This window comes from Jeotgalibaca caeni (assembly GCF_028863945.1).
GTDB classification, from domain to species: domain Bacteria; phylum Bacillota; class Bacilli; order Lactobacillales; family Aerococcaceae; genus Jeotgalibaca; species Jeotgalibaca caeni.
Map to the genome: position 1 here is coordinate 17,958 of NZ_JARBEA010000010.1, position 13,200 is coordinate 31,157.

Genomic DNA, 13,200 nt, shown 5'->3' on the forward strand with positions numbered 1-13,200 from the left:
CAGTCAGTTTCACCTCCTTTCCATGAGTTTCATTAAAGGGCTTTTCGTCTATAATTCATCGTTGCCATTTCATCAAGTTGGTTTTGTTCTTGCCATTTCTCTTTTTGGTACAGCAAGTCCAGTTCCTTTTCCTTCAGCTTTTCCATTGCTTTCCGGTTTTTATGCGTTTCAATTAACTCTTCATGAGCAGTCTTTATCTCTGCTTGCGTACGATCCATTTGATTTTTTTGTTTGACAATTTTCTCATCCAACACGAGTTTGTAATAATCGTTATAACGCAACGTGTAAATCTGTACATTTTTCAGATAGTCATTTTTTACTTTCGTATTCTCTTGTATCAACGATTGGAGCTGACGATTTTCTTGCTGCCACTTTTCTTCCAAGCGGGACAGCTGCATTCTCGCTTCGTCCTCTAAGTCCAAACGCCAATCCAAGATTTTTTCCATGGAAAACTGTGTCAATCCTTTTTCCTCCTATGCCTTTACTCGATTGTTTTACGCAACAATTGAAGACTTTCCGCAAAAGTAAAAGGAGCCTCGACTTGTTGCTTCAAGAAGTTCTTAATTGGGTAATGTAATTGAATGGCTCGGTCTACTGTTGGGTTTGTCCCTTTTTGGTAGGCACCGACATCAATCAAGTCCTTTGATTCGGAGTAAATGGCCATACTTTCTTTTAACTTTCCAGCTAGTTGGTGGTGTTCTTCAGAAACAATATCTTTCATCAACCGACTGACGCTATTTTGCACATCGATTGCGGGATACTGATTCTCAGCCGCAATCTTCCGCGATAAGATGATGTGTCCATCTAAAATCCCTCGCACCGTATCGGCGATCGGCTCATTCATATCGTCTCCTTCTACCAAAACGGTATAAAAGGCCGTAATAGAACCTTTATCAGACATACCCGATCGCTCCAATAATCGAGGCAAAGTAGTAAAAACAGAGGGAGTGTACCCTTTCGTGGTAGGCGGTTCTCCGATTGCCAGCCCGATTTCTCGTTGGGCCATCGCTACCCGCGTGACCGAGTCCATCATCAAAACAACCCGTTTTCCTTGATCACGGAAATACTCCGCGATAGAAGTAGCTGTGTAGGAACCCTTCAGCCGCACTAGTGCCGGTGAATCAGAAGTGGCACAGACAACAACTGATTTTTTATATCCTTCTGGTCCTAAGTCTTTTTCAATGAACTCCAGCACCTCACGGCCCCGTTCCCCAATAAGACCTATTACAATCACATCCGCCTCACAGTAGCGGGCAATCATGCCGAGCAAGGTACTCTTTCCGACCCCACTCCCCGCAAAAATCCCAACCCGCTGTCCTTCGCCAATGGTTAGAAGACCATCAATGGCTTTGATACCGGTAGGGATGATTGTTTCGATTTTTTTACGCTTAAAGGGATCCGGAGCAGAACCATTTACTTCATGGAAAGTTCCCTTCGGTGTCGTTTCATGTGACATCGGGCGCCCCAGTCCGTCAATCGTTGTTCCAAGCAGTGCATCTGACACTTCCACTTGTAACGAATGTCCCGTTGGCCTTACTACACAGCCAGGGCCAATGCCATCTAAGTTATCTAAAGGCATCAAAAGGACCGTGCGCTCCACAAACCCAACTACTTCACTTAACACAATTTTGCCGGTAGCTTTCAGCTCAATCTCGCATACTTCACCGATGAATGCTTCGAGTCCCTCCACTTTCACGATTAGACCCGTCACTTCAGATACTTTTCCTTTGATTTGGATATAGCTCTTCTTCTTCAGTTGTTTACTATAGGCAGCAACAGGAACGTCAAACATGTTCATCCACCTTCAGTTCCTGTAAATCTTGTACCATAGCAGTCAGTTGCTGCTTGATTTGTAGATCCATAATGGCATGCGGACTTTCAATCACACATCCATTCTCCTCAAGTGAAGCATCTGTCAGTACAGCAAAACGGAAAAAGGGAAAGTCAGCTTCCAACGTCTTGATATTTTCTTTCACAACCGGTGCCTTTTCAGGAGACACGGAGATGGTAATGAACTTACTTTCTTGTTCCATGCGACTCAATACTGGCACGATTAACCCCATGATGGTCTCATCTGACGTATTAATTTTTTCATGAATGATTTTTTCCGCCATTTGGGCAGCTAGTTCAATGATTTCATGTCTCTTTTCCGTATGATAAAGAGTTACTTCCTTAGCAGCGTCCTTTAGAAGTTGATCGGCTGCTTGCTTCATTCGTTCTACTTCTTTTATGGCGGCTTGGATACTTGCCTGATAGCCAGCTTGGTATCCTTCTTCTCGCCCAGCGTGTTCGCCGATTCGGTACCCTTCTTGTTGAGCAGCTGCCTTTATTTGTTCAGCTTCCTCTTGAGCGGCTAGAATGATTTGTTCTTTCTCAGCTTCTGCTTCTCTGACTAACTGTTCCATGCGGTCCATGTAGAAGGCTTGCTTGGAATCTGTTTTCGCGGCTATCTTTTTTTCGAATGTTTCATCTACCCGCAATTCCGTCTGTACCTTTGCCATTCCAACTGGTTGCAGGGATTGCTGTGCCTTAATAACTTTAAGAGATGATTGCATCTTGTTCACCTCTTCTTATGTAAATCTCGCCTGATTCATCCAGCGAGCGAATAACACCCACGATTTTTTGTTGTGCTTCTTCTACCGCAGACAAACGAGCGGCTCCCATAAATTGCATATCTTCCTTGATGGTCTCCACAGAACGTGCGGACATGTTTTTGAAGATAAAATTGCGAATTTCGTCGGAAACGCCTTTGAGAGCGAGCATCAAATCGTCTTGATCGACAAAACGCAGTACTCGTTGAACATCGGAATTTTCCAATGTGGTAATGTCTTCGAAGGTGAATAAGTTTGACCGCACTTCATCGGCCAACTCTTTATGCCGTTCTTCCAAGGCATTCAGAATATTTTTCTCCGTACTTCGTCCTACTGAATTCAAAATCTCAACCAACGCATGAACGCCGCCCACCGTTTCTGTTTCATTTTCAACGTAGCTAGAGAATTTATTCTCGATTACCTTCTCAATCCGTTCGATAACAGTTGGTGAAGTCCGCGTAATCGTCCCAATTCGCTCGGCGATTTCCGTTTGAAGTTCTAATGGAAACTGACCAAGAATTTGAGCCGCTTTATCCGGTTGCATGTAACAAAGAACCAAAGCTACTGTTTGCGGCTGTTCGTTTAATAACAAGTTTTTCAATTGCATCGGATCTGCCTTTCGCGCAATATTAAAAGGACGTTCACGAAGTTGAATTTGATTTAGTAAATCAATCACTTCTTTCGCTCGTTGCGGCCCTAACGCACGGTTTAATACTTCCCGAGCATAGTCTACACCGCCATCTACTACGTATTGGCGAGCTTGCGACATTTCTGTGAATTCATTTAGGATTTCTTCTCGTTCATTAGGGTTCACATAGTCAATATTGGCGATTTCATAACTCACTTTTTGGATATAGCTGTCCGGTAATAGCCTCAAAATTTCAGCCGACGTTTCAGCCCCTAGTGATATTAACAGGATCGCCGCCTTTTTGATCCCAGACATATCTTCCATTCGTTACTCATCCTTCATCCACATTTTTATCAGATCAGCTACCAATTCCGGATTGTCCTTGGCATGTTTCATAGCCGAGCCTTCTTTTTGCAACTTCTCATTTTGTAGCAGATCCTGTAGGGTCTTGGTTTCTTTCTCCTCTTCACGTGCAGAGTCGAGCGAAACTTCCTCTTCCCACTCTTCTTCCTCTAGTTGCATCCGTTTCTTCCGGCGCAAAGACTGAACGATGGAACCTGTCACGACCGCAAATAATAAAATACCTACGCCTGCCACAATTACCATGCCATATTGCTCCCAGATTGCTTCTAATGGATTCCCTGCAACAACTGGGTCCGTGAAGTCTCCCGTTTCTGGGACAGAGAAGTTTGCTCCGTGTACTTCGACAGTCCGTGCTTCAGCTGGTCCTAAGACACTCAGTGCTACACGTTGTAAATCCCCTTCATTCATGCCAGGTATTCCGGTGTTATAGAGAATAGAGGCAGTGATTGCTGTCACTTCACCGGTTTCACTAATCGTATGGGTGATCGTTGTATTGATTTCGTTATTGGTCGTGCTGTGATAGGAAGCTGAATTTCCAGTCTCTCCTTCAATAATTTCAGAAACTGCAACATCATTCCCACTTAATCCTGCCTCGCCGTCTCCAACGATTTCACCACCGGAAGCTGAAATATCTTGGCTTCGTAACTGAGCATCTCCGTACACCGTGTCTTCTATTTCTTCCATAGAAAAGTCCATTTTTACGTTTACAGAAATGGAGAGATTATTCGCTCCATAAATAGGAGATAACGTTTTTAATAGTTTTTGCTCTAGTTCTCGTGCATAGTTTTGTTCCATTTCTCGGTTACGGGAAGCTAGATCAGCAGTCTGCATCCCTGTATCGGATTGGATAAAGGCACTCAATACATTTCCGTTTTGATCGATGATGCTGATATTTTCTTTCGGCAATTGGTCTACCGCCCCAGAAACAAGCGATGCAATCCCTTCTACTGCCTGTGTAGATAACGTATGTCCGTTTATCGTTCGCAACATAACAGAAGCGCTCGCCGGCAAAGTTTCATCTGGACGAGTGAAGATACTCTTCTCGGGCATCGATAGGATGACCTTTACACTTTCCACCCCGCTCAAAGAACCGATTGCCCGCTCTAACTCACCTTGAATGGCACGCTGACGCATGACTTCACGGTCTTCATCGGTCGCCATCATGCTCGTATTATCAAATATCTCAAACCCGATGGAGTTATTCGGTAGTAAATCATTTACCGCGAGTTCAATCCGATATTTATCGACATAATTTTCATCAATATAAATGGTCGTTCCCCCATCAGCTAACTGATAAGGAATTTGTTGCGCCTCTAAATCATTCACGATATTCCCTGCGTCTTCTTCCTCAATTTGCGAGAAGAGCATGGTATATTGAACTTTATTCAAAAATAGCGAAAGACTTAGCCCTCCTACGAGGAAAAGAACAATAATCGTACTTAGACCAATTTTTTTACCTTTTGACATGCTGCCCCAACCAGATTTGATTGAATTTATTAAATTATTCACAACTTCCATTGTATTCCCGCAGCTCCTTACTCATGCTAGAATTGCATATTCTTGAGATCGTTATACGCTTCCAGGCACTTGTTCCGTACTTGAACCGCTAATTCTAAGGAAAGTTGTGCTTCTGTCGTTTGTATCATGACGTCATGCAATTGCACGTCTTCTCCCTTTACTAATGACTGGACTGCTTCCTCAGCAGACAACTGTGACGCTTCAAACTGTTGAACTGCTTGCCCAAAAATCCCGCCAAACGCTTGGCTTTCCTCTGGCTTCTTCATTGCTTGTAAATCGCCATTTTGAATGGCATTCATTTTGTCTAATAGGACACGTGTACTTGCTTCAATATTCAATGATCGATTTCCTTCCTACGGGTTATTTTGCTGAAATAGTTAACGCTTGTTTAAGTAAATCTTTTCCTGCTTCTAACGAGGTAATATTCGCATCATATGCACGGAGTGTCTTCATCATCTCGACCATTTCATCGGCCATGTTTACGTTTGAGAGGAGGACATACCCTTCTTCGTCCGCATCAGGATGGGTTGGTTGATACTCTCTAAGTTCCGTTTCGTCTGCGGTAATTTCAGTCGCCCGCACACCAAAGCTTTTTTGACCGTTCCCAACTGAAAAAGCTTGACCGCTCTGTTTTAATGCTTCTTCAAAAACGATGGATTTCTTTTGATACGGTCCACCCTCTTCCGTACGAGTCGTGTTCACATTCGCGATATTAGTAGAAATCGTATCTAGTTTTAACCGTTCCAAGCTTAATCCGCTGGCACTGATATGTAATGAATCAAAAATGGACAAAAGACTTTCTCCTTCCTATTACGTATTGATTACCGTATTTACACGGCGATACTGTGCGTTCAATTGAGAAATGAGTGCTTGATAATGCAATTGATTCTGCGCCAAGTTCACCATTTCCATATCGACATCGACATTATTGCCGTTTTCTTTTACGCTCGTATTGGTTTGTTTTTGGAGGACTGGCTCCACATTCATGTCTGGCCCTACACCAAAATGATTGGGATGGGTTTTCCGCAAAGCAGTCCCTTCCAGCGCATCTCCAAGTAAGCTCTCAAACTGTACTTGACTCGCTTTATAACCAGGCGTATTCGCATTGGTTAAATTACTTGATATGGCTTCTTGCCGGAAAGATGCAGCATTCAAGGACTGCTTTAATAGATTGATCGTACTCAATTAGGAAAACTCCTTTCAATTTTGTCTGTTTTATTTGAACATCAAAGTACTCGATGCACGTACATCTATAAAGTACACCGTTTAAAGTCTTTTCCATTATAAAATTCTCATAAAAGTCAAACTATTGTTTGCTCACCTACGTTATTGTACAAGATGATAAAGAAAAATAGTTAAAAAATTTATATAAACATTTTGTCGTAACTTTACGCGACAAAAAAGCCCTTATTACTGGTTAAACAACCAGAAAGGGCTTCAAATCAACACTTTTTAGAGTTAAATTTGGTTCCATGTCTCTAACAATTCTTCTAATAAGTTGACAGATGTGTCTATAATTGTGACATCTTTTTGAATGTTTGCTTTCATCCCTTGCGTCAACAAAAATGAATAAAGAGCATCCAGGTCGCTAGCAATGTCTCCGCCTTCTTCAAAGTCCAAGGTGCGTTGCAATTCTTCAACGATATCTTGGTACTTTATGAGAGATTGATGTGCTTCAGAAAAATTCTCTTTTTGGATATGGATTTTTGCTAGCTTTAAGTTTTTTATGGCTCCTTCGTAGAGTAGCGAGACAAGTTTCTTAGGAGAAGCCGTTAGGATTTGATTTTGTAAATAGACATTTTTAATATTTTGGTTGTACATGATTAACTCCTTATAAATGCTGGTTCACGAAAACAGGTGCCTTACGCGGGTATAAGTAATTTTGGACCAATGTCTCTTTCTTATTCATCCCCATCATTTCCTTTGCCAAGTATTCTTTTCGATTTCTCATGGCAAATAACAACAACTTTTCTGTACGATAAATTTGCGTTAAGAGTGTTGCTTCTTCTGTAGAATAGGGGATTGAATCTCCTTTATTTTCCTGAATTTGTTGTAATTCATCCAATAAGTATTTCATTTTCTCAATGATAACTGGACCAGAATCTGCTGTTCCATCCCAAGATTGAAGCAACTTATCCATCTTTTCGATAACCATCGTCCGATCTTCTGTCAAAGAACGTACTTCCACTTCATAACCTCCATTTTACCTTCGTGCTGCTATTTATTTCCATTCGTCGTACCGACTTGACTCATTAAATAACTAAGTTGCGATTCTGCTTCCATCATCGCAATATCCAATGCAGTGAATTGTTCGATATAGCCTTTGCGTTTTACTTCCAAACGCTCATTAAACGTTTCAATACGCTTGTTCAAGTCTTTGATTAACTTGTCATAGGTTTCGTTCTTTGTGGCAATAACGCCTTCTTTGGAATCAGTAAAACTATTGAGTAGCGTATTAAATTTTTGCGCTAATCCTACTTCTTCTTTCTTCGTAACCGTTGTACCATCTTCAGTTACTTCTGTCGTTTTGGTAAAGCTGAAGAGATCCATCACTTTTTGTGGATTTTCTTTCAATGCTTCTTTCAGCTTTCCTTCATCCAATGTTGCTGCACCGTAACGATCTACGGTTATTCCGACTGCTTCAGCAGTATTCATTCCTTTATTGCCATTGTCTACAGCTTGGGTCAGGAGACTTCGCAATTGTGATTGCAGCCGCATCAAGCTGCTATCGCCCGATAATGCTCCGGTTTTGTTATCTTCTTTTGAAGGATCGCCTACATCCAATTTCTCTTCGATAAATTTCAAAGTGGAATTGTATTGGTCAACGAATGCCTTTACCGTGTCAGATGCCTTTTGTAAATCATCTTCTACACTGACTTGAATGGGTTCAGAGGTGACTGCCTTTAAGTCCAAGGTTACGCCGTCCATAACATCCGTAATTTGATTGCTGTCTCTTGTAATAGGGATGCCATTAACAGTCAAGTTCGCAGCTTGACCTTTCCGAGTTTCCGAGTTCTCTAGACCTAAGTCCTTCGCAATGTCTCCCTCAATGGAAATCGTACGGTCACCAAAGGCCTGCTCTTGCAAGACAATACGATTGTCGATCATGACCGCAGAAATGCCGCTGTCTTTGGTTTTATCATTGATTTTATTCATTACCTTTTCTAAACTGTCTTCCGCAGTAATCTCGATTTCAATCGACTTTGCTTCGTCTGATTGATCTGACTTCTGAGAAGTCAGTTTAAGAGTGCCGTTTTTACCCCAAGCTTCAGTAATTTTGGTTTCACTCAAATTCAACTTATTTCCGGTCACTTGCGTACGAGTCGCAAGTTTGGAAACAGTGATTGAATAATCACCAGAGATTGCTTTTGTTCCTGCTGTAAAAACAACTTTTCCTTCTGGAGAAGCTGTTACTTTTTTAGATTCAAATGATTCTGGTTTCATTAAGTCGCTTAGCTTACTTGCTAAGTTATCTAGACGTGTTTGAATATCCTTCCAAACCGTTTGTTCTTGCTTTATTTCTTCTTGTTCATTGGTATACTTTACAACTTTATTAGCTTCAGCTTGAACCAGTTGTTCGATTGTATCCATGGTAATCCCGGAATAGGTTCCCAAAATATTCATTGTACTTGCCATTGTTTCACTCCGTTCTGTCTACCAAGATACCCGCTTGTTCCCAAATATCTGCCACGATGTCTAACAGTTCTCTTGGTGGGAATTCCTTAATTATCTCATCCGTCTCTATATCACGCAACTGGACAATCGTTCGATTGGTCGCTTCATGTGTCTCGATAAAAAATTCTACATTCAAGCCCACTACATAGCGGTTCGCCTCACTGACCACTCGCTTTAAGTCGGTTTCTGAATGGAGATGCTCCTTGTTATCACCTTTGCTCAATTCAGTAGGATTACCGCTTCTTTCGACTTGCTCAATATAGCGTTGCTTTGCATCAAATAAAACCCGATTCATCGATGGCACTGGTTCCATGATAAACGACCCCTTTATTATGTAGTAAAAATGAAAACCAAAAGCCGACAGATGCCGGCTTCCAGTTCAAAATAGAATTTATAAAGATTATTGCAATAATTGCAATACGCCTTGAGGCATTTGGTTTGCTTGAGCAAGCATGGAAGTAGCTGCTTGAGACAAGATATTAGATTTCGTGAAGCTCATCATTTCTTCAGCCATGTCAACATCTACGATACGGGAGTTCGCTTCGGAAAGGTTTTCTTTGGTAGTTGTCAGGTTATTGATTGTATGCTCTAAACGATTTTGATTCGCCCCCAAAGAAGTACGTTGCGCTGATACCTCTTTGATTGCTGAATCCAAAGTGTTAATAGCTGCAGTTGCCCCAGCCGTTGTAGTTACATCTAACGCATCAATTTCAAGACCTGCGGTATCCATTGCATTAATTGTAACTGTTAATGCATCGTTTTCTGATACATTAGCACCAATTTGTAAAACAAACGCCTTAGATTCAGTATCTAAAAGAGATTTTTCGTTAAATTTCGTAGTCTTAGCAATTCTATCAATTTCGCTACCTAATTCATCCATCTCTGATTTAATAGCAGTCAAGTCATCTGAGCTGTTTGTTTCATTTGCTGCTTGCACAGATAAATCACGCATGCGATTCAAGATACTGTGCGTTTCTTTCAAAGCACCTTCAGCTGTTTGAATTAAAGAAATACCATCTTGGGCATTACGAGTAGCCTGAGTCAAACCACTCACTTGGTTTTTCATTTTTTCAGAAATAGATAAACCTGCTGCATCATCCCCTGCTTTGTTAATACGAAGTCCTGAAGAAAGTTTTGCTAAAGATCCTGATTTAGCAGAGTTTGCTGCTCCTAGACGAGAGTAAGTGTTCATTGCTGAAATATTTGTATTAATTCTCATGTTGTATTGCCTCCTGTTTTCTCAATGTTTAGTGAGGTCTTGCCTCTATCTTATTTATCGGAGGGTTTTCATTTTTGTTAAGTGCTTTTTATTATTTTTATAGCTTTTAACAAAGAAAAAGACTACCTCTACAGGTAGTCTAAAATCGTCGTTTGCAATACTTTGGTTCCCATTTGCAAGGAAGATTGATACGCAACTTGTTCCATCATGAATTGCATGTACTTTTCAGCGAAATCAATGTCTTCCTTGGAAGATAGCATCCCTTTTAGATTGAGATCTTGACTTTCATTTCTGGTCTTGGCAGATTCTAAGCGGTTCGAAATCGCACCAATTTCACTTCGATACGTCACGACTTGGTCAATACTAGTATTGGCCTTTTTAAGTAACGATCCGCCTAGCTTTTCCGATTCATCGTTCTTAAGGGCGCTGAGAACTTCAGAGAAATAAGTGCCGATATCGCCATCCTTTGATTGCAGGAGAGAGGCTCCGTCCGTTTTCAGGCTCACATTCACGCCACTTGCAATTTCTCGGGAAAGATTTTGTTCGGTTCCATGATAAGTGATTCCGGTCATTTCACCCGTTGTATCGCGAGTAATCTCGAACGGAGTCGTCATCGTTTCTGTACCGCCAAAAATATAACGGCCACCGAAGTTTGTATTCAGTGCATCCACGAACGTTGCAATTTCTGTTTCCACTTCAGCTCTGACTGCCAAACGGTCAGAAGAACTCATCGTATCATTCGCCGCAGATTGAACCAATGTACTAATTCGCATCAAGGAATCTGATGCATCTTTGAGGGACGCGTCTTGCATGTCCGTCCAGTCCAACGAATCTTCGATTGTCGTTTGATATTGTTGGTTTTGGCTGATATTCGTTTTCAAGTCTATGATTTGTGAAACCAAGAGTGGGTTATCAGAAGGCTTGGAAACTTCTTTCATCGTTGAGAGCTGTTCATGGTACTTTTGCACGTTTTGTTGGTTCCGTGAAAGGTTTGTTAAGTAACTTCTGGAAGTCATTTGGTCGCTAATACGCATGGTTACACTCCTGTCCGATTAATTAAAGTATCCAGCATCTCATCCACCATCGAAATAATTCGAGCATTGGCTTGGAAAGCACTCTGGAATTTCATCATATCTACTACTTCTTCGTTCATGTTGACACCGGAAATCGAACTTCTTCGATCTTTCAAAAATCCTAGTACTTCACCTTGGCTGGTCGTCATGTGGTCAGCTTGTTCCTTGATGATCCCCATACTAGTAATCATATTGTTATAAGCGCCGTCTGTCGTAGTTCCGCCTGGCTTTGAAATGAAAGACATCGTATCGGCGTCATAATCATTGGAAAGTCCGCCGTTAAAATAAAGAAGAGACGTATTGGCAAGGGATGAAATAGCAGTCGCTCTTGATCCATCACCGCTTACTGGTTTAATCAGGGAACTTCCTGCATTTATTTTACTTGGATCAGCAATAATGTCTTTGTTTACTTTCAGACTTTTCGCAGAATCTGTTGGAGAAACCGTAAAGAAATCAATTCCTTTTCCTCCATCGCTATGAATTTTGTTCACAGCGCTCGCAAAGGTATAAGTCATTTGATCCAATTCTTTGCCTTTATCTGTAATCACCTGCAAGGCTTCTTGAGAACCCTTGATACTGCCGTTTGTTACAGTGATCGGTTGGTTCGTATTTGCTAAACCAACTTGGCCATCTGCTAAGTTGACTAACTTTTGGCTGCTGTTTTCATTCAATATATCATTTCCAGAAACCTTGATACTTACGCGCTGAAATTTATCATAGCTGAAGTCTGCATCTACAATTCCAGCTAGTTCCGTTGTCAAACGATCACGCTGATCTAACAAGTCATTTGGGGTGTGGCCTTTTACGACCACATTAAAAATCTGCTTATTTAAGGTGTTTAATTGATCGACCTTGCTGTTGAAATCAAGAACATCTTTTTCAATTGCGTACGTCGTGTCTCCCTTAAGACCTTCTATTTGTTTTGACATACTAGAAAGAGTATCCGTCAAGGTTTGTGCTTCTTGGCTTACCATCGTTTTTGCGGTTGCCAACTCTGGATTGGCCCCTAAATAGTTCCATGTAGAGTAAAAACGATTAAACCCTTCACTTAATCCAGCTTTAGAAGGCTCATTGAAAATCATTTCTAATTGGGCTAACGTGTCGGACTTTGTTTCGTATTTTTTGAAGGAACTCGTTTCTTGTTGGATCTGCTTGGTTACATAATCATCTACCACGCGAATCACTCCAGACATCGTCACTCCGGTACCTAACTGGCCTACGCCGGGCATATGGTAGGGATTGCTCGCCTGTAAATCAACGCGTTGGCGCGAATAACCTTCTGTATTCAAATTCGAAAGGTTATGACTCGTTGTCTGCAATGCGGTCTGCGCTGCAGTCATCCCTCTCGTTCCGATGTTTAGTGAATTAAATAATCCTGACACGATGTACCTCCTATAATGACTGGTTCAATAAATTAGCTTGGTCCAAACCCGTCTTTTGACCTTGTTTCGAATATGTTTTTCCATTTTTCTGTGCGCCTTGGCTCAAAGCTTCCATTACTGTTTCATGGAAACGAAGGCTTTGTTTGGTTAACAATAAATTGGTTTCTTGCAACTTTCGAATGTCTCCGACTAGTCGAGTAACCTCTTTTTGGTCTACCTTCTTAAAATCCATCGTAGGAAATGCCTCTACAAAAACTTCCTTTTCTTTTACGATGGTGATAATTGCTGAACCATCATTCTTCATCAATGCGTCTTTTTCTGTTTCCAGTAATTGAAGGAAATCTGTTAAAAAAGTAATTGCGGTTTGATTCATTATTCTTCAACCTTTTTCTGAGCGGTAATGGCCTCAAACATGCCATCCGCAACTTTTTCAGCGGAGACTTGATAGGTGCCTGCTTGGATTGCTTTTTTAATGGCAGCCGCGCGTTCACTTGGTGCAGCTTCTTGAGTAGTAGCTGAAAGTTTTTTAGCTTCATCAGATATTTCTACCGAAACATATTCTTCTTTGGTTGTTTTTTCAATTGGTTTTGATTGATTTCCGGCAGGCGCTTTGTGATTATTTTGAATTGCACGTAGATATTGTTGGTGTCCATTGGTTATTTTCATAGGAAGTGCCTCCTTTTTCCGATTTATTTCTCGCTCTTTTACTATATCGGCATTCTTTTATTTAATTTAACCAGAAAATAGAAAA

At 41.2% G+C, this 13,200-nt stretch carries 17 protein-coding genes; all 17 read right to left on the reverse strand.

Going from position 1 to position 13,200, the window contains the following annotated elements; all coding sequences use genetic code 11:
• Window positions 1-32: 32 nt before the first annotated feature.
• Window positions 33-461, reverse strand: a complete 429-nt coding sequence (gene fliJ / locus PVE40_RS03520) for a flagellar export protein FliJ (RefSeq protein WP_274730493.1) — start codon at window positions 459-461, stop codon at window positions 33-35.
• A 20-nt stretch (window positions 462-481) separates the two neighbouring features.
• Window positions 482-1,798, reverse strand: a complete 1,317-nt coding sequence (fliI, locus tag PVE40_RS03525) for a flagellar protein export ATPase FliI (RefSeq protein WP_420828509.1) — start codon at window positions 1,796-1,798, stop codon at window positions 482-484.
• Window positions 1,785-2,555: a FliH/SctL family protein gene (locus tag PVE40_RS03530; protein WP_274730494.1), complete on the reverse strand. Its 771-nt coding sequence runs from the start codon at window positions 2,553-2,555 to the stop codon at window positions 1,785-1,787. The genes fliI and PVE40_RS03530 overlap by 14 nt, the downstream gene beginning before the upstream one ends.
• Window positions 2,539-3,543, reverse strand: a complete 1,005-nt coding sequence (fliG, locus tag PVE40_RS03535; protein WP_274730495.1) for a flagellar motor switch protein FliG — start codon at window positions 3,541-3,543, stop codon at window positions 2,539-2,541. The genes PVE40_RS03530 and fliG overlap by 17 nt, the downstream gene beginning before the upstream one ends.
• 3 nt (window positions 3,544-3,546) lie before the next feature.
• Complete coding sequence (gene fliF, locus PVE40_RS03540; protein WP_274730496.1) at window positions 3,547-5,100, reverse strand: flagellar basal-body MS-ring/collar protein FliF; 1,554 nt, start codon at window positions 5,098-5,100, stop codon at window positions 3,547-3,549.
• Window positions 5,101-5,126: 26 nt separating this feature from the next.
• Window positions 5,127-5,438, reverse strand: a complete 312-nt coding sequence (gene fliE / locus PVE40_RS03545; protein ID WP_274730497.1) for a flagellar hook-basal body complex protein FliE — start codon at window positions 5,436-5,438, stop codon at window positions 5,127-5,129.
• A 22-nt stretch (window positions 5,439-5,460) separates the two neighbouring features.
• Window positions 5,461-5,892 carry a flagellar basal body rod protein FlgC gene (flgC, locus tag PVE40_RS03550; RefSeq protein WP_274730498.1) on the reverse strand — a complete coding sequence of 144 codons (432 nt, stop codon included), beginning with the start codon at window positions 5,890-5,892 and terminating at the stop codon, window positions 5,461-5,463.
• Window positions 5,893-5,910: 18 nt separating this feature from the next.
• Window positions 5,911-6,285, reverse strand: coding sequence for a flagellar basal body rod protein FlgB (gene flgB / locus PVE40_RS03555; RefSeq protein WP_274730499.1), 375 nt, complete (start codon window positions 6,283-6,285; stop codon window positions 5,911-5,913).
• Between the two features lie 273 nt (window positions 6,286-6,558).
• The gene (gene fliS / locus PVE40_RS03560; protein WP_274730500.1) at window positions 6,559-6,921 is read right to left on the reverse strand and encodes a flagellar export chaperone FliS; all 363 of its coding nucleotides are present in this window, start codon (window positions 6,919-6,921) and stop codon (window positions 6,559-6,561) included.
• Between the two features lie 10 nt (window positions 6,922-6,931).
• A complete protein-coding gene (locus tag PVE40_RS03565; protein ID WP_274730501.1) occupies window positions 6,932-7,288 on the reverse strand; it encodes a hypothetical protein in 357 nt (118 codons plus the stop codon).
• A 29-nt stretch (window positions 7,289-7,317) separates the two neighbouring features.
• Window positions 7,318-8,736 carry a flagellar filament capping protein FliD gene (gene fliD / locus PVE40_RS03570; RefSeq protein WP_274730502.1) on the reverse strand — a complete coding sequence of 473 codons (1,419 nt, stop codon included), beginning with the start codon at window positions 8,734-8,736 and terminating at the stop codon, window positions 7,318-7,320.
• Between the two features lie 4 nt (window positions 8,737-8,740).
• Window positions 8,741-9,088: a flagellar protein FlaG gene (locus tag PVE40_RS03575; protein ID WP_274730503.1), complete on the reverse strand. Its 348-nt coding sequence runs from the start codon at window positions 9,086-9,088 to the stop codon at window positions 8,741-8,743.
• Window positions 9,089-9,175: 87 nt separating this feature from the next.
• Window positions 9,176-9,994, reverse strand: a complete 819-nt coding sequence (locus PVE40_RS03580) for a flagellin N-terminal helical domain-containing protein (RefSeq protein ID WP_274730504.1) — start codon at window positions 9,992-9,994, stop codon at window positions 9,176-9,178.
• 128 nt (window positions 9,995-10,122) lie between these two features.
• On the reverse strand, window positions 10,123-11,028 hold the full coding sequence (gene flgL / locus PVE40_RS03585) for a flagellar hook-associated protein FlgL (RefSeq protein ID WP_274730506.1): 906 nt from the start codon (window positions 11,026-11,028) through the stop codon (window positions 10,123-10,125).
• A gap of 2 nt (window positions 11,029-11,030) precedes the next feature.
• Entirely contained in the window at window positions 11,031-12,449 is a 1,419-nt protein-coding gene (gene flgK, locus PVE40_RS03590) for a flagellar hook-associated protein FlgK (protein WP_274730507.1), read from the reverse strand.
• Window positions 12,450-12,459: 10 nt separating this feature from the next.
• Window positions 12,460-12,822: a flagellar motor switch protein gene (locus PVE40_RS03595; protein ID WP_274730509.1), complete on the reverse strand. Its 363-nt coding sequence runs from the start codon at window positions 12,820-12,822 to the stop codon at window positions 12,460-12,462.
• Window positions 12,822-13,115, reverse strand: coding sequence for a flagellar biosynthesis anti-sigma factor FlgM (gene flgM, locus PVE40_RS03600; protein WP_274730510.1), 294 nt, complete (start codon window positions 13,113-13,115; stop codon window positions 12,822-12,824). Before flgM ends, PVE40_RS03595 begins: the two co-directional genes overlap by 1 nt.
• Between the last annotated feature and the right edge of the window lie 85 nt (window positions 13,116-13,200).

Excerpts from the sequence above, each read along its gene's own strand:
- fliI (WP_420828509.1), bottom strand. The coding sequence starts at position 1,798 with ATGAACATGTTTGACGTTCCTGTTGCTGCCTATAGTAAACAACTGAAG.
- fliS (WP_274730500.1), bottom strand. The coding sequence starts at position 6,921 with ATGTACAACCAAAATATTAAAAATGTCTATTTACAAAATCAAATCCTA.
- PVE40_RS03580 (WP_274730504.1), bottom strand. The coding sequence starts at position 9,994 with ATGAGAATTAATACAAATATTTCAGCAATGAACACTTACTCTCGTCTA.
- flgM (WP_274730510.1), bottom strand. The coding sequence starts at position 13,115 with ATGAAAATAACCAATGGACACCAACAATATCTACGTGCAATTCAAAAT.
- PVE40_RS03575 (WP_274730503.1), bottom strand. The coding sequence starts at position 9,088 with ATGGAACCAGTGCCATCGATGAATCGGGTTTTATTTGATGCAAAGCAA.
- fliD (WP_274730502.1), bottom strand. The coding sequence starts at position 8,736 with ATGGCAAGTACAATGAATATTTTGGGAACCTATTCCGGGATTACCATG.
- fliF (WP_274730496.1), bottom strand. The coding sequence starts at position 5,100 with ATGGAAGTTGTGAATAATTTAATAAATTCAATCAAATCTGGTTGGGGC.
- PVE40_RS03530 (WP_274730494.1), bottom strand. The coding sequence starts at position 2,555 with ATGCAATCATCTCTTAAAGTTATTAAGGCACAGCAATCCCTGCAACCA.
- fliG (WP_274730495.1), bottom strand. The coding sequence starts at position 3,543 with ATGGAAGATATGTCTGGGATCAAAAAGGCGGCGATCCTGTTAATATCA.
- PVE40_RS03595 (WP_274730509.1), bottom strand. The coding sequence starts at position 12,822 with ATGAATCAAACCGCAATTACTTTTTTAACAGATTTCCTTCAATTACTG.
- flgL (WP_274730506.1), bottom strand. The coding sequence starts at position 11,028 with ATGCGTATTAGCGACCAAATGACTTCCAGAAGTTACTTAACAAACCTT.